Raw genomic sequence first — 15,659 nt, forward strand, 5'->3', positions numbered from 1 at the left:
CGTGACCGACCCGTCCGCCAACCACTCGAAGCCCGACTCGCCAAAGCGTCCTGTGTCTGGCCGGCGCCAGAGCGCGGCGTTGGTCGCCCTCGGCGTGGCCGTGATCGCGGCGGGTGTGGTCTGGGTCGGTTCCCGGGAGCCCGAACGACCTGACGGTTCCAACCGGGTCCGACTCGATGCCATCGAGGCCCCCGATCGCGTCACCACCGGCCGAGCGAGCCGCAACGTCGAGCCTCCGACTCAGCCGGTCCTACCGTCCACCGAACTGGCCCTACCTACCACCATCCCAGGACGCCTGCCCACCGCTGCGGCCACGCGGACCCGGTCTGGCACCGGTAGCTCCACAGGCCGCTACGAAGGCAACGGTGGCTTCCTCGGAACTGCGACGATCCCGCACGGACCGAATCCCGACCGCTCATCGCCGGGCGGCTCTCCTGGACCGGGGGACACGTCATGGCTCCCCGGGCCCGATGTAGAGGCCCCCATTACCGGCCCGGTCACCAACCTGCCCGGGGACACCGACAGCGAGCTGCCCACACCACCGACCACGGCTCCCGAGTCGGCGCGGACACCAGACCCTGAAGAGGTCGACCCGCCCGATCCCGACGAGATCGGGTGCCCCAACCTTGGTCTGGTTCCCATCGGTGGCTACGAGGATGCAGCCTCCTCGGCGTACGCCCACCTTCACACCATCTTCCGGTCGCTCGCTCCCAGCATCCGGGTCGGGAACGATCTGGTTTGCGGTCATCCCCTCGAGAGCTGGCGGGACCTGACCATCCAGCGCCTCATGGCGGGCGGCAAGTCGGCTGGCGTGATCATCACCGCCGCTGACGGCACCAGCGTCGCCATGCACATCACCGACACCGAATGGAACACCTACCGTTTCCGCTACAACGGCGACGCTATCGGGGTGAATCTCGTCGGCTACCCGGTCGGGCGGATCCAGCTGAACGGGGTCGACATCATCAGGACAACCGCTGGTGGACTGGTGTTCGGCCAGCCCGGTGGACTCGGTCTGCCGGTCCTCGGTGGGCAATGGGACTTCTGGATCGCCGCTGGAGGACCCGCTGGCTACATGGGTCTTCCCATGGGTGTCCCCGAGTCCGCAGCCGGGCCCACTGGGGCCACCAGTTGGGCTCCGGGAATGGCTTCCACCGGTGCTCGTCAAACCTTCCAGCACGGCTGGACCTTCCTTGCGGGGGTCATCAGCGACGTGGACGCGTTATCACAACCGGCAGACCGCTATCGGTGGTTCCCGTGGAGCGAGCTGCCAGTCGATCCCAAGCCCGCCGTGGACTACCGGGGGCACATCATGAAGCTGGGTCCCACCACCTGGTACGTCGACAAGGACGGCATCCGACACTGGATCCCGTCGGCCAGCGCCTGGATGTGCGCCACGTGGGACCTCAAGGCCACCCAGTACGTAGTGGAAGCTTGGGAGCTGGATGCCTACCCAGAGGACTCCCATTTCGTGTGCGCCGACTACAAGTAGTCGACTCGCTAGGCCAGCGGTCAGGCCACGAACCGTCTTGGCACGGGAACCGCGTCGACGGCGTCGGCGCTGCGGCTCATGACGTCCACCCCACGGCAGAGGTTGGCCACCGAGATCACCTCGGACCATCGAGGTAGCGACACGTCGCTCACCGGTCCGCCGCCGCTCCGGCCCACCGGAGTGAGGATGCGACCGGCTTTGGTCAGTCCGACCCGCAGGGCGTAGGCCTGACGGCGCGACAGGCCACAGGTGTTCTGGGCGAACATAGGTTCGAAGGCGTTGCGATACGCCGGACCGTGTTCGGGGTGGTCCATACGGTCTTGGATCCACGCGATGACGGCATCGGGATCGGTCTCCACCCCCACGCCGACGCACGCCAGCTGCTGGGACGTCGGTGTCGGCCTGACTCCGACCGTCGCGTCGGTGACGATGGCATGAAGGTCATCTGAGGAGCCGGCGTCGGTGGAGGGCACCGCCCTCGAGATCCCGGCCCGAGCCATCCGCACCCCGAGGAGTGGGTTGTCCACTCCATCTCCCCAAACCAGCGCAACCATCTCGGGCTGTCCCGGCAAGTTCCGGGCCAGCTTCCCAGCGGTGGTCAAAGATCCGTACCGGTCCCACGACGAGGGATCCGGACGGAGGGCAGCGAGAACCAGATCGAACTGTGTCGATCCGGGCTCGTCAACCAACCGAGCGGCCTCCTCCCATCCCATCGCCGTGGGCCGGTGACCCGCCACCTCTAGGGCCGCGGCCCGCCCCAGCCGCCCCACTTCTCCGTTGTCCACAACCAGAACATGTATCGCGCCGTCCCTCCTACTTCACGATCCGTGCGCAGGAGCACCAAACCGCGCGTTCGGGCCGACCGCAACGCACAAACTCGGGAGATCAGTGGGAAATGGGGAACGCAGGCCTGTGACCTGCGGTTTTACCCGATGCTCCCCGCGTCTTCCCGACCCGGAACAGCGATGGACCCGCCGTCAGAGACCGGCGTCGACGATCTGGGCCCGCATTCCGGCCAGCCACGTTTCCGCGTCACGAGACGCCTCGTCTACCCCTTTTCGTACCGTCGGGCCGTCAGGGGCGGCCGACGGGTACGAGCCGAGGAACTTGACCGATCCGTGTTTGATCCGCAGTGCCTTGAGGCAGTCGGCCACCACGTCGTCGGCGATGTGACCCTCCATGTCGAGCAGGAAGCAGTACTCGCCCAGCGCCTTCTTGGTGGGCCGCGACTCCAGCTTGGTGAGGTTGATCGACCGAGCCGCGAACTCCTGGAGGATGGCCAGCAGGCTCCCCGGCCGGTCGGCCCTCTGGGCCACCACCACCGAGGTCTTGTCGTGTCCGGTGGGCGGGGGCACCACGCCGGGGCGCACCGCCACGAACCGGGTCTGGTTCTCTGGGTGATCCTCGATGTCTCGGGCCAGCACCTCCAGCCCGTAGATGTCCGCCGCCAGTTCGTTGCCGATCGCCCCCACCGTAGGGTCGGCCAGCTCGGCGACCAGCCGAGCACCCTCAGATGTGGAGTTGACCGCCCGGGTGGTAACGGTCGGAAGGTTGGTGCGCAGGAAGGTTCGGGCCTGGGCGGTGGCGTGAGGGATCGACACGACCTCGGCGATCGCCGATATCACGGCGCCAGGCAGACCCATCAGGTGCTGTTGGACACCGATGACCACCTCCCGCTGGATCAAAACGTCCACGTCGAAGGCCAATGTGTCAGAGGTGATGTTCACCCCGCCTTCGATCGAGTTCTCGATGGCTACGAAACCCAGGTCGACGGCACCCGACTCGGCGGCCACCAAGACGTCGGCCATGGTCGCCAACGGAACCAGTTCGGCGGAAGCCAGGTCGGGTTGGGTGCGCAGCGCCTGCTCGGTGAACGTGCCCCACGGTCCGAGGAAGCCCACCTTCAGCCGGGTCGTGTCGGCCGTAGCGGGTGCCGGATCGGTGGAGGAGGCCTCGGTCGTCACGACCGTGCAGGATAGGGCGGTGGACGAGGCCGCCCTCAGACAACTTCTCGACGACGTACGGGGCGGCACCACGACCCCCGACGATGCCGTGGCCGCCCTGCGCCTCATGCCCTACTCCGACATGGGTTACGCCCGGGTCGATCACCACCGACATGTTCGCCAGGGCATGGCCGAGGCGGTGTACGGCCCCGGCAAGACACCCGACCAGGCCGCACGCATCGTGGCCGAGTTGCTGGCCCGCTCCGCTGCGGCCCCCCTGGTGCTGACCCGAGCCGACGCGGCCATGGTCGACGCCGTTCTGGCCACCAACCCTGGCGGCCACGCCATCGGTGCGCCGGAATGTTCGACGGTGGTCTGGCGTCCGGCGCCACCGAGACCCGAACGGATCCTGGTGATCACCGCGGGCACCGCGGATCTGCCGGTGGCCGACGAGTGCGACGCCACCCTCACCGCCCACGGGTTGATCCCCACGCGCATCACCGATGTCGGTGTGGCCGGAATCCATCGTCTGTTGGATCAACTTCCCGCCCTCACCGACACCGATGCCGTGGTGGTGATCGCCGGCATGGAAGGAGCTCTCGCCTCGGTGGTCGGCGGGCTCACCGGCGCACCGGTGGTGGCGGTGCCCACCAGCGCCGGCTACGGATCCGCGTTCGAGGGGGTCACCGCCATGCTCGGCATGGTGGCGTCGTGCGCCGCGGGCGTAACCGTGGTGGGCATAGACAACGGGTTCGGGGCAGCCAGTGCCGTAGCCCGCATGTTCCTCAACCCGAACCGCCAAGTTCCCCCGTCTGTCGACCAGTCGGTGACGGCCGCCCCCGATCCGGTTGGCCCATGACCGCCGCCTGGTTCCACTGCTTCTCTGGCATCGCCGGCGACATGGCCTTGGGCGCCTTGATCGACGCGGGGGCACCGGTGGAGGAGGTCAACGCCATCTTGGGTCGCCTCCCCCTTCCGGGTTGGGCGCTGGAGGTGGAACCGGTGTTGAGGGGCGGCATCGGTGGCACCAAGGTCCACGTGAAGGTCCGGGAGTCGACCGTGGTGCGCACGGCGGCGCACATCCAAGGTCTCGTCGCCGAGGCCGGTCTCCCGCCCCGGGTCGAGTCTCGGGCCCTGGCCGTTTTCGGATCGTTGGCTACTGCCGAAGGCCACCTGCACCGGCGCCCGCCCGACCAGGTCCACTTCCACGAGGTGGGTGGGGTGGATGCCATCATCGACGTGGTCGGCACTTGCGCTGCTCTCGAGGTGCTCGACGTTGACGACATCTTCTGTTCACCGGTGGCGGTGGGGCTGGGCATGGTCAGAGCCGCTCACGGCATCATCCCCAACCCGGCTCCGGCGGTGGTCGAACTGCTGCGAGGGGTTCCCACCCGGGGTGTCGACCTGGCCGTCGAGCTCACCACCCCCACCGGAGCGGCATTGATGGCTGCCCTGGCCCGCGGTTTCGGACCGTTGCCGGCCATGACCGTCACCACCACCGGGTTCGGGGCCGGGTCGCGAGAGCTGCCGGACCGACCCAACCTGACCCAGGTCGTGCTGGGGGAGCAGGCCCGGGCTGCGTCCCCTTCGGGTCAACCGCAGATGCTGATCGAGGCGAACGTCGACGACGCCACCGGCGAGGTCTTGGCCCACACCGTGGCCGAGTTGCTACGGGCCGGAGCGGCCGACGCCTGGATCACCGCGGTCACCGGGAAGAAGGGGCGTCCTGCGCACGTGGTCAGCGCCCTGTGCGACATCGCCGTGCTGGGACCGGTCCGGGCCACGCTGGTCCGAGAGACCGGGACCCTCGGGGTGAGAGGAGTGGCGATGGACCGTTGGCCCGAGCCTCGCTCCATGGGTGAGGTCGAGGTCGGCGACCTCCCGGTTCGAATCAAGGTCGGGCCGGGACGGGTCAAGGCCGAGTTCGACGATGCCGCCCGGGTCGCGGCCGAGACCGGGCGTCCCCTTCGCTCGGTGCTGGCCGAGGCCGAGGCCCGCTGGTCGGTGGAACACCCGGCCGAGCCCGTCGACGACCACGGTCTCATCGACGACCACCGCCCGCCGGAGGCGGCACACGATCACGGCCCGTCTCACCACCACGACGGTCACGACCATGACCATCCCCATCCCCACGACCACGACCACGACCACCACGCCCCGCCCCAGGGTCCCGACCCCGACCTGCCATCGGCCTGACCCGGCCTCGACACGGCTGCTCGCCATGTGTGTCGGAGAATCGTTGGTCGGCTCCCCCATCAGCTCGCCTCCATAGATTCAGGGCCATGGAAATATCCGAGGTGATCGCCCGAGAGCAGATCCGCCACCTGCTCGCCGCCTACACCTGGGCCGGGGACCGTGGCCGGCTCGACGAGCTGGCCGACCTGTTCACGGTCCACGGCGTCCTCGACGTCGGCGCTCACGGCGACCGGTGGCAGGGTCGAGAAGTCATCCTCGCCGAGCTGGGGGCCGTGGTGGAACGAACCGCCAAGGCCCAAGGGCCAGACGCCTCTCCAGGACCGGTTCGTCACCACGTCTCGAGTGTCCTCATCCCCGAGGTGGAAGGGGGTAGAGCCCGGGCCAGCTCGTACTTCGCCGTACACACCGCCATCGGGCTCGACCACTGGGGCCGCTACTTCGACCGCTTGGAACTGGAACTGGGACGCTGGCGGTTCAGCGAACGAATCGTGGTGGTGGACGGCTCGTCCCCGAACTCCCTGATGGTCCAGAACCCCAGCCGCTAGCGAACGGCCACAAACCTCACGCCACCGACCCCTCGGCGGCTAGCCAAAGGCGCCCCAGGCAAGCCCCCTCAAAGACGACACGGCGGCGAGATGTGACCCGTCCGCCACGGGCGCTTCGCAAGCGGCGTCAGACGTGGTCAGCGAGCGAACATCATGAGCCACTGTTCGAGGCTCTGAGGCCGGAACACCACATTGCGGCTGCGGGTCTCGGCCATGGTGGCCGAAGGCTTCTCGGAGTAGAGGTGACCGGGGAACAGCACGGCATCGTCGGGGACCTGGGCCAGGCGCTGGGTGAGGCTGAAGTACATCTGCTCGGGATCGCTGCCCGGAAGGTCGGTGCGGCCACATCCGTCCAGGAACAACGTGTCGCCCGCCACCAGCCGACCATCGACCAGGAAGCACTGGCTCCCGGGCGTGTGGCCCGGAGTGTGGATCAAGGTGATCGGGATCTCGCCCACCATCACGGTGTCACCGCTGTCGTGGCCGACGAGGTGATCGGCGGTGACCCGCGTGGTGCGAGTGATCCAGGGGATCTCGTCAGCCTGGACGTGGATCGGCACCTGGACCTGGTCGAGAAGCTCGGCGATGCCCACGATCTCGGCCATCCCACCCAGGTTCCCGCCGACGTGATCGGCGTGGAAGTGGGTACCGAGGGCACCGACAACCTTCATCCCGTCGGCCTCGGCTACAGCAATGATCCCGGCCGGGTCATAGGCCGGGTCGACGATGACCGCCTCGCCCGTCTCGCGATCTCCGATCAGGTAGATGAAGTTGACCATCTGCTGGGCCACCGGGTCGGTCTCGGCCACATCGAGGCCGGCCAGGAGCTGGCGGAAGTAGAGGCGGGACGGTTCGGGCATGGCTAACTCCTGACGGCCGGACCCGCTGATCGTAGGTCCGGACCAACTCGGACAAGCGGCTGCCGGGTCAGCCGACCAAGGCGCCGATCACGTCCTCTTCGGCTTCAGGGGTGGTAAGCACCAGCACTTCGTCACCGGCCCGTAGCACCGTGTCACCGCGGGGCACGATCACATGGCTGTCCCGCAGAACTGCCACCACCGTGGCACTGCGAGGCAGGCCCAGGTTCACGATCTCCTTGTCGTTGGCCGGCGAGTTGTCGGCCAACGTCGCTTCGCACAGTCGGGCCTTGCCGCCCTCGAAGGACAACAGCCGGACCAGCGTCCCAACCGAGACCGCCTCCTCGACGAGGGCGCTCAACAGGTGCGGAGTAGACACGGACACGTCCACGCCCCACATCTCGTTGAACATCCACTCGTTCTTAGGGTTGTTGACTCGTGCCACCACCCGCGGCACCGCGAACTCCTGCTTGGCCAGCAGGGAGATGACCAGGTTGTCCTCGTCGTCTCCCGTGACGGCGGCCACCACATCTGCGGCCTGGACATCGGCTCGGGCGAACTCGGACACCTCGCACGCGTCAGCGGTCACCCAGCTGATCCCGGGGGACTGGGGTATCGAGGTGGCTTCTGCCACCCGGTCGGCGTCGACCTCCACGATGACGATCTCGTGGCCCGCTTTGGCCAGGTCTTCGGCAATGAACGTTCCGACGTTGCCCCCGCCGGCGATGACGACCTTCATCAGTGCCCTCCCTTGACTGGGCCGTTGCCCAAGTGTGCGTCGAAACGCTCGATGGAATCTCCGCTGACCATGGCGTGAAGGACGTCGCCGTCCTGAACGATGGTGTCGGGACCGGCGACACTGCCTTCGCCGAGCCTGGTCAACGCCGCCACCCGGGCGTGACCGGCCAGGTCGATCTCGCCGAGCTTGTGACCGGCCCACTTCGGTGGCACCGGTCGTTCGATGAGGAGGACGTTGGCGCTGGGGTCGATCCACTCCGCGTTGGGGCGGTCGGGCATGATCCTTTGCAGCACCCGCTCGGTGGCCCACTCAACCGTGGCGATGGTAGGGATGCCGAGTCGTTCGAAGATCTTGGCTCGTCGAGGGTCATAGATCCGGGCCACCACCCGGTCGACGCCGAACGTCTCCCGGGCCACGCGGGCCACCAAAATGTTGGAGTTGTCTCCGTTGGTGACCGCCGCCAGGGCGCCAGCCTCCTCGATGCCCGCCTCGGTGAGTCGGTCACGGTCGAAGCCGACACCGGTGACGGTGCGACCACCGAAGTCCTCCGACAACCGCTCGAAAGCACGGGGCCGCCGGTCTACGACTGCGACGGTATGACCGCTCTCCTCCAGGTTCCGGGCCAAACCGGCCCCGACCCGCCCGCAACCCACAACGACTACGTGCACCGTGACATCACCTCGGCTCAACCGTCCCGGTTTGGACGGCGCTGGAGCCTACGTCCGTCCATCCAGCGCAGGCCACCGGACCCACCACGAACCGGACCCCGGCAAGGCTCGCACCAACTGATGCCCAGGCACTAGACCAAGCAGGTTCACGCCCCGGATCCGAGTGCCCGAGAGAGTGCTCGAACCGGCCGGGGTCCCTGCTACCTCTCTGAGGTGCGACGGCATGGCATCAGCGTTCAAACGGCTTCTGGTGGGGAAGCCCCTCGCCAGCAGCGAGGAACAACACCAACGGTTGGGCAAACCCACGGCCCTGGCCGTATTCGCGTCGGATGCCGTCTCCTCCACCGCGTACGCCGGCGAGGAGATGCTCCTCGTCTTGTTGATGGCGGTCACGTTCCCCAACTCCCACCACTATCTGGTGCCCATCGCCATTGCTGCGGTGGTGCTGCTGGTCCTGGTCGGCTCGAGCTACGTGCAAACGATCCACGCCTACCCCGACGGTGGCGGCGCCTACGTGGTCAGCCGGGAGAACATCAGTCCCCTGGCCTCACTGGTGGCCGGGGCGTCACTCCTGGTCGACTACACGCTCACGGTGGCGGTTTCGATCTCGTCGGGCGTGATGGCCATCGGCTCGGCCTTCGACTTCAACGACGACATCACTTTGCGGGTCGGCCTGGCCTTGTTCTTCGTGACGATGATGGCAGTCGGCAACCTGCGGGGCCTGAAGGAGTCAGGGAAGGTGTTCGCCATCCCCACGTACTTCTACGTGGCGTCGCTGGCGGTGTTCTTGGGTACCGGCTTCTTCAAGCTGTTCACCGGTGACCTGACCGAGGTCGAAGGCACCAAGGAGTTGGCGCACCACTTCGCCGAGAACCACGAACTGATGACCAGCGCAACACTGTTCGTGATCCTGCGGGCGTTCAGCTCCGGCGCCGTCGTCCTGTCCGGTGTGGAAGCCATCTCCAACGGTGTCCCGGCGTTTCGCAAGCCCGAGTCCCGCAACGCCTCACAGACCCTCGCGATGATGGCTGGCATCCTCGCCGTCGGCTTCTTGGGCCTGTCGGTACTGGCCCAACACCTCAAGCCGGTGGTGGACGAAGGCGGCGAGACGATCATGTCCCAGATGGGCGGTGCCGTGTTCGGTACCGGAAGCATCCTCTACTACTGCCTCCAGTTCGGGACGTTCGCGATCTTGATCATGGCGGCCAACACCGCCTACGCCGACTTCCCACGGCTCAGTTCCCTGATCGCTCGTGACGGATATCTGCCCCGTCAGCTCGCCAACCGAGGCGACCGACTGGTCTTCTCCAACGGCGTACTGGTCCTTTCAGGCATGGCCGCGCTCCTGATCGTGGTGTTCCAAGCCCAGGTGTCAGCCCTCATCCCGCTCTACGCCGTGGGTGTGTTCACCGGATTCACCCTCAGCCAGTTCGGGATGATCCGCCACCACCTCGCCCTCAAGGAACCAAAGTGGCGTCGCGGCCTCGCCATCAACGCCCTCGGCTGTGTGGCCACCACCGTGGTGTTGGCCGTGGTCATCTACTCCAAGTTCACCATCGGGGCCTGGATCCCGGTGGTGGTGATCCCGCTCATCGTGTGGGGGCTTCGCACCATCAAGGCCCACTACGTCGACATGGATGCCCGCATGGCCGCGGCTCCGCTCGAGAAGGTGAGCCGCCGCACCAACACCGTCGTCGTGTTGGTCGGACGGGTCACGAAGGGATCACTCACCGCGCTCGCCTACGCCCGGTCGCTCAACCCCGACAAGTTGGTGGCGGTGACGGTGGTGTCGAACCCCGAGGAGCAGGAACGGATCAACTCCCAGTGGGAGGAACACGACATCCCTGTCGACTTGGTGTCGCTCTACTCGCCGTACCGGGAACTGTCCCGGCCCATCATCCGCTACATCGACGACCTCGACTCTCAGACCGTCGACGACTTCGTGACCGTGGTCGTGCCCGAGTTCACGCTCGAGAAGCGGTGGCATCAACTCCTGCACAACCAGAGCGCCTTGATCTTGCGAACCCGCCTTAGAGGCCGGCCCAACACCATCGTGACCAGCGTTCCGTTCCACGTCGATCCGGTCTAGAAAGCGCGCCGACCCACGCGCCCGGCTCCAGGGGCGTCGAGCCATGGCAACCACTAGGGGGCCGAGGGTGGCATTGCACGGGGCGTGACGGTCTGGAAGGGTGGTCGCCGTGCTGAAGGGGCTGCGCCGCAAGATCAACGAGTCGATCGACGAGATCGAGGAGCAGCGTCTGGCCGGCCGGGTCGCCGACTTCGCGCTCACGCCGATCGCCGAGGCCCCGTTGCGCGTCCGCATCACCATCGCCGGTGAGGTCCAGAGCGTGCAGGTGGTCCCCCACCTCGGGTCACCGTCGTTGGAGATAACCGTCAGCGACGGCAGCGGGCGCGCCGCCGCGGTCTTCACCGGTCGTCGACGGCTGGGCGGCGTCGACTGCGGTCGTAGGGTCCTCCTGGAGGGCGTGGCCCGCCAGGACCGGGGACGCCTGCTCGTGGTGAACCCGGCCTACACCATCGTCGAGTAGCCCGTAACCAGGAATCCCGGGGTCAGTTCAGGCACCGTCAGGGACCGGTCAGGGCCCGGTCGACCTGACCGGCCAAAAGGTCCACTACGGCCGGATCGGCACCGAACGCTTCGAGAAGGCGGACCTGCACACCCGGGAACTGCTCGGCGGCGTCGGCCACCAATTGGGGGATGTCGAGCTCCTGATGGCGACCGGGGTGAAGGAAGTGGGGCAATACCGCCACCACCGTGGCTCCCTGGGCCGCGGCCGCGGCGATGGCGTCTCCGATCGAGGGGCGGGCGAGCTCCATGAAGGCGCCGATCACGGTCGGGGTGATGCGCTGGTCGAGTGAGCTGGCCAGGTCGAGGTGAGCCTGGTTGGCGGTGGCCGCCCGGCTGCCGTGGGCGACCAACACCACCACCGTCGAGGTCAGCAACGCCGGAACGGTGGTTGCCCCGACATCGGGTGGCTCAGGGTTCACAAGGTCACGCTAGGAGGTGTGACGCGGGTCGAGCACCCAGGCCGTGGCCGGGACGAGGGCGGGATGGAACCGCTCGACCAGGTCCTCGACGCCGACCCACTCTCCGGGCAGGGCAAGTCCCAGGCTCACGGCCATGATCTGAAGCACATCGGCCGACGACACTCCCAGGTCGGCCAGCTCGGGAAGGGTGACGGCACCATCGCGCTTTGCCAGCCTCTGACCGGTGGGACCGAGAACCAGGGGAACGTGGGCCCATCGAGGTCGGGCGACACCGAGCAGGTCGGCCAGGTGGGCCTGGCGCGGGGTGGACGAAGCCAGGTCGTCACCTCGCACCACCTGGTCGACTCCCTGGGCGGCGTCGTCCACCACCACGGCCAGGTTGTAGGCGGGCACGCCGTCGTTTCGGCGCAGAACCACGTCGTCTACAACAGCGGAGATCTTTCCCAGCAGCTCGTCCTCCACCGTGACTCGCCCCACATCGGTTCGAAGTCGGAGCGCGGGCGGGCGGCCGGAAGCCTGGTGGAGGGCGATCTGTGCCGAGGTCAAGGTCCGACAGGTTCCGGGGTAGGCGCCGTCGGGGGCTGCCCCATCGTGGGGCGCCGACGCGGCGTCTCGGATCTCTCGGCGGGTGCAGTAACAGGGATATGTGAGTCCGGCCGTTTCCAGCTTGGCGATGGCGGCCTCGTACCGCTCGAAGCGTTCGCTCTGGCGCACGACCGGGCCGTCCCAGTCCAGGCCAAGCGAGGCGAGGTCGGCGAGCTGAGCGGCCTCGTGGTCGCGGCTGGACTGGACCCGGTCCAGATCTTCCATCCGAACCAGGAACGACCCGCCCTCGCTACGGGCGAAGAGCCAGGCCAGCAGGGCGGTCCGCAGGTTTCCCACGTGCAGCCGGCCGGTCGGGCTGGGAGCGAACCGGCCGGTGGTCACGCTCCGAACCTAGATCGCTCCGGCCCGATCAGGTGGATCGGCCCGCTGGGTTCAGGCGATGGCGCCCGACTCCCGCAGTTCGATGATGCGGGACTGGTCCAGCCCCAGTTCATCGGCCAGGACAGCGTCGGTGTGCTCCCCCAGCCATGGCACCCTGGTCTCGGGGCCTTCGGCCACCTCGGACAGCTTGACCGGGTTACCTGGGACCAAGACGGGCTGGGTCTCATCGTCGGTGCGGGGTACCTCCACCAACATGTTGCGGGCCGCTACATGCTCGTCTCGGACGACCTCTTCGTCGGAGAAGCACGGCCCGGCCGCTACACCCAGCGCGGCCAGGTCATCGCAGGCCTGCACCTTTGTGCGCGTCGACGCCCATCCCTCGATGGCGGGGCGCAAGACGGTGTCGAGGTTGTCGATCCAGCCCTGACGCTCGGCGAAGCGAGGATCGTCGACCCATTCGGGATGTCCGATGGCCTCGACCAGCTTGGCGAAGTGGTTCTCACGACCGACCTGGATGATGAACCAGCCGTCGGCGGCCCGGAATCCGTGCATGATCAGCGGTCCCAGGTCTCCGTTGCGCAGGCCCATCGACCAGAAGTTGGGGACGATGTCGGTGATGGCAACCAGCGCGTCGAGCATGGCGATGTCGACCTTCTGCCCCCGACCGGTGGTGTCACGGTGGCGGAGGGCGGCCAACACGCCGATCACCGCGAACAGTCCTGATCCGATGTCGCCCAGTCCACCCATGGGCGCTACCAACGGGGGCTCGTCGCCTTGACGCTTGAACTCGTAGATGCCAGACATCGCCTCGGCGATCGGGGCGTAGGCGGGCCAGCGGTCATAGGGCGAGCCGGTGGAACCGAATCCCGACACCGACAGGTAGACGGCCCGGGGAGCAACCGCAGAGATGTCCTCGTACCCGAGGCCGAGGCGGTCGAGGGTGCCGGCCTTGAAGTTCTCGGCCACCACATCGAACTTCTGGGCCAGGTCCAGGATCACCTGGCGGCCGTCGGGGTGCTTGAGGTCGACACAGATCGAGCGCTTGTCCAGGTTGTTGCGCAGGAACGTGGCCCCGACCCGGCGCCCCTCAGGGTCGGTCATGGCTGGCAGAGAGGCCCGCCCGGAGTCGCCGCCCTTGGGGTGTTCGACCTTGACCACCTCGGCCCCGAGGCGGGCCAACAGTTGGGTGGCGTAGGGCAGCGACTGCATCTGCTCGAGGGCCAACACCCGGATCCCGTCCAACGGCTTGCCGTTGCCGGCCGCGGCCTGGTTGGCAATGTCTCCAAGCTTCATTTGCCCTGCTCCGTTCCGGGTCCCAGCTCGTCAACGCTGAAGGATCTGACGAGCCGTCAGATTAGAGGCATCCAGTTCGGGATCGAACAACGCAGGCGACCCTTTCATCGACAGACCGGGGCTACAAAAACCTCGGCCCCGTTAGGGCCTCGACACATGTGAGGTCGAGCAGGGCGGCTGGGTTCTCCAGGAACGCTGACATGATCGTGTCGGCACATGGGTCACCGGTGACGACGTGGCCGCGGTTCGGCCAGAGCGCGAAAGTTGCGTTGGAGAGTCGCCCGGCGACCGCCTCACTGCCACTTGGCGGGGTGATGGGGTCGAATCTCCCAGCCATGACCAACGTGGAGATGTCGGATTCGACGGGCTCGTTGAAGACGTCGGAGGTTGGTTCGACTGGCCACTCAGAACACAGCGGGACGGTGAGCAGGAGACGGAATCGTCCGGGATCGGAGATCGCTGAGGCGTCTTCGTCAGGGTCGCTACTGGCGTGGTCCGCGCAGTTCACGGTGAGGTTCATGCCCCAGGCGATCTCGTGTCTTGCGGAGACGCTGCGGCGAACCAGCTCGCCGACGATCGCGGTGTCCCCCGCGGAGAGGTCCCCGATGATCGACGGGAGCAAAGCGAGCAGGACCGGGTCGTACATGGCTTGGAAAAGACCCCCCATCATGTCGGCACCGGTGATCAAGAACTCCTGGGGTCCCTGGCCGTCCCCGAGATCGATCTGAACGTGGACCGGCGCAGCGTTGTAGCGCCGCTCGACCGCGTCGATCTCAGCGGAGAGGTCGTCGTGCTGCGTAGCGCAGGTGGTGCTCTCGTTGCACGCGGCGGCCAGCTCGGCGAATGCCCGATCGCCTGAGACTCGGGTCGCAGCGATCCCGCCCGTGGTCACATCGTCGACCGAGTCGAGGATGACCGAGCGGATCCCGTTCGGGGTGGATCGCATCGCCGCCATCGTCAAACGCGCCCCATAGCTGATTCCCAGGATGTTCCACTGGTCATAGCCGAGTGCCATTCGGATCGCATCGAGGTCGGCAACGTTGGCCTCAGTGTCGTAGTCGTCGAGGTCGATCCCGGCCATCTCGAGACGGTGCCGGCAATCATTGAGCGCGTCCACGATCGCGGCGCGTTCCTCTTCGAAGGAGCCGTCGATCTGGAGGTTCTCGACCCAAACCTCGTTGCGCTCAGGGCAGTCGAGAAGAGGTTCGGCGGCACCGGTGCCTCGCTGGTCATAGAGGACGATGTCCCGATGAGGGTCGCTCCATCTCGCGGCCACAGGAGTCATCGACCCGCCTGGCCCACCGGCAGGCACGACGAGAGGATCGGGACGTACGTCGGGCCCGGTTGCCGGGACGACGACGACAGGAAGCGAGATGGTGGAGCTGTGTGGCTTGCTCCAGTCCGCGGGGACCTCGACTCGGTAACACCTCGCTTCGGCGGGTGCGGTGGCCGGGCAGGTCTGGTCCGCCGCGACCGCCTCGAACGGAGTAGAGGCCACCCCGACGTTGTCTCCAGCGTCCATCGACCGACGGGAATCTCCGGGGCTGCAACCAGCCACCGCACTCAACACAGCCAACGCGGCAACGGCCACTGTCGTCCTCTTGATGGCGCCGTTCACTTCTGGCGCCGGGTGACCGTCGTGGCTACGGGATCTGGCGGACATCGGTCCCACTGGGACGAGAACGACGCCGACGGACGGCTTCTGCGACAAAGGAGGCGATGAGTGCGAGAAGGCCGACTGTGAGCAGAACCTTCGATGCGGTATTGAGCATCGAGGTGTCGTCGCTGTCGCGCCCGGCACCGAGCAGCAGTCCAGTGATGAGCATCCCGGCCGACACGGCGATGAACGGCAGCATGGTTCGGGTTGGCCGTGGCGACATGAGCCGGTCCTTTCGTAGGGAGGACCTCACCTTGGGCCGGTTCTGAGTTCCGGGTCATCGGGGCTAGACGGTTGATCGCGTCAGGGCTGACCCTGAGGCAGTTGCCGGCA

The 15,659-nt window shown here is 67.1% G+C and carries 16 protein-coding genes; 6 read left to right on the forward strand and 10 right to left on the reverse strand.

The annotated features are described in order from the left end of the window. Position 1: 1 nt before the first annotated feature. Complete coding sequence (locus IPG97_06810) at positions 2-1,492, forward strand: hypothetical protein (GenBank protein MBK6856257.1); 1,491 nt, start codon at positions 2-4, stop codon at positions 1,490-1,492. 20 nt (positions 1,493-1,512) lie between these two features. Here IPG97_06810 and IPG97_06815 read toward each other — a convergent pair whose 3' ends face one another. Beyond that, positions 1,513-2,277, reverse strand: a complete 765-nt coding sequence (locus tag IPG97_06815; protein ID MBK6856258.1) for a hypothetical protein — start codon at positions 2,275-2,277, stop codon at positions 1,513-1,515. A 192-nt stretch (positions 2,278-2,469) separates the two neighbouring features. Beyond that, complete coding sequence (pheA, locus tag IPG97_06820; GenBank protein ID MBK6856259.1) at positions 2,470-3,456, reverse strand: prephenate dehydratase; 987 nt, start codon at positions 3,454-3,456, stop codon at positions 2,470-2,472. A gap of 106 nt (positions 3,457-3,562) precedes the next feature. On the opposite strand from pheA, the gene larB reads away from it, so the two are divergent. From larB to IPG97_06835, 3 genes are all read left to right on the forward strand, one after another. Then, the gene (larB, locus tag IPG97_06825; GenBank protein ID MBK6856260.1) at positions 3,563-4,294 is read left to right on the forward strand and encodes a nickel pincer cofactor biosynthesis protein LarB; all 732 of its coding nucleotides are present in this window, start codon (positions 3,563-3,565) and stop codon (positions 4,292-4,294) included. Then, positions 4,291-5,631, forward strand: a complete 1,341-nt coding sequence (gene larC, locus IPG97_06830) for a nickel pincer cofactor biosynthesis protein LarC (GenBank protein ID MBK6856261.1) — start codon at positions 4,291-4,293, stop codon at positions 5,629-5,631. Before larB ends, larC begins: the two co-directional genes overlap by 4 nt. An 86-nt stretch (positions 5,632-5,717) precedes the next feature. After that, positions 5,718-6,176, forward strand: coding sequence for a nuclear transport factor 2 family protein (locus IPG97_06835; GenBank protein ID MBK6856262.1), 459 nt, complete (start codon positions 5,718-5,720; stop codon positions 6,174-6,176). Between the two features lie 137 nt (positions 6,177-6,313). On the opposite strand, the gene IPG97_06840 is transcribed toward IPG97_06835, so the two are convergent. From IPG97_06840 to IPG97_06850, 3 genes are all read right to left on the reverse strand, one after another. Continuing rightward, positions 6,314-7,036: an MBL fold metallo-hydrolase gene (locus tag IPG97_06840; protein MBK6856263.1), complete on the reverse strand. Its 723-nt coding sequence runs from the start codon at positions 7,034-7,036 to the stop codon at positions 6,314-6,316. 67 nt (positions 7,037-7,103) lie between these two features. Then, positions 7,104-7,772 carry a TrkA family potassium uptake protein gene (locus IPG97_06845; protein ID MBK6856264.1) on the reverse strand — a complete coding sequence of 223 codons (669 nt, stop codon included), beginning with the start codon at positions 7,770-7,772 and terminating at the stop codon, positions 7,104-7,106. Continuing rightward, positions 7,772-8,440, reverse strand: coding sequence for a TrkA family potassium uptake protein (locus IPG97_06850; protein MBK6856265.1), 669 nt, complete (start codon positions 8,438-8,440; stop codon positions 7,772-7,774). The genes IPG97_06845 and IPG97_06850 overlap by 1 nt, the downstream gene beginning before the upstream one ends. Positions 8,441-8,663: 223 nt before the next feature. Between IPG97_06850 and IPG97_06855 the strand changes: the two genes are divergently transcribed. Beyond that, entirely contained in the window at positions 8,664-10,529 is a 1,866-nt protein-coding gene (locus IPG97_06855; protein MBK6856266.1) for an APC family permease, read from the forward strand. 100 nt (positions 10,530-10,629) lie between these two features. Further along, complete coding sequence (locus IPG97_06860) at positions 10,630-10,989, forward strand: hypothetical protein (protein ID MBK6856267.1); 360 nt, start codon at positions 10,630-10,632, stop codon at positions 10,987-10,989. Between the two features lie 37 nt (positions 10,990-11,026). On the opposite strand, the gene IPG97_06865 is transcribed toward IPG97_06860, so the two are convergent. The 5 genes from IPG97_06865 to IPG97_06885 all read right to left on the reverse strand — a co-directional run bounded on the left by IPG97_06865 (position 11,027) and on the right by IPG97_06885 (position 15,549). Continuing rightward, a complete protein-coding gene (locus IPG97_06865; GenBank protein ID MBK6856268.1) occupies positions 11,027-11,449 on the reverse strand; it encodes a CbiX/SirB N-terminal domain-containing protein in 423 nt (140 codons plus the stop codon). A gap of 9 nt (positions 11,450-11,458) precedes the next feature. Then, complete coding sequence (gene gluQRS, locus IPG97_06870; GenBank protein ID MBK6856269.1) at positions 11,459-12,376, reverse strand: tRNA glutamyl-Q(34) synthetase GluQRS; 918 nt, start codon at positions 12,374-12,376, stop codon at positions 11,459-11,461. 51 nt (positions 12,377-12,427) lie between these two features. Next, complete coding sequence (locus IPG97_06875) at positions 12,428-13,669, reverse strand: CoA transferase (GenBank protein MBK6856270.1); 1,242 nt, start codon at positions 13,667-13,669, stop codon at positions 12,428-12,430. Between the two features lie 121 nt (positions 13,670-13,790). Then, positions 13,791-15,332 (reverse strand): alpha/beta hydrolase, encoded by a 1,542-nt coding sequence (locus tag IPG97_06880; protein ID MBK6856271.1) that lies wholly within the window; start codon positions 15,330-15,332, stop codon positions 13,791-13,793. Further along, positions 15,313-15,549, reverse strand: a complete 237-nt coding sequence (locus IPG97_06885) for a hypothetical protein (GenBank protein MBK6856272.1) — start codon at positions 15,547-15,549, stop codon at positions 15,313-15,315. The genes IPG97_06880 and IPG97_06885 overlap by 20 nt, the downstream gene beginning before the upstream one ends. Positions 15,550-15,659: the final 110 nt, after the last annotated feature.

The organism is Microthrixaceae bacterium (assembly GCA_016702505.1).
In the GTDB taxonomy this organism is placed as follows: domain Bacteria; phylum Actinomycetota; class Acidimicrobiia; order Acidimicrobiales; family Iamiaceae; genus Aquihabitans.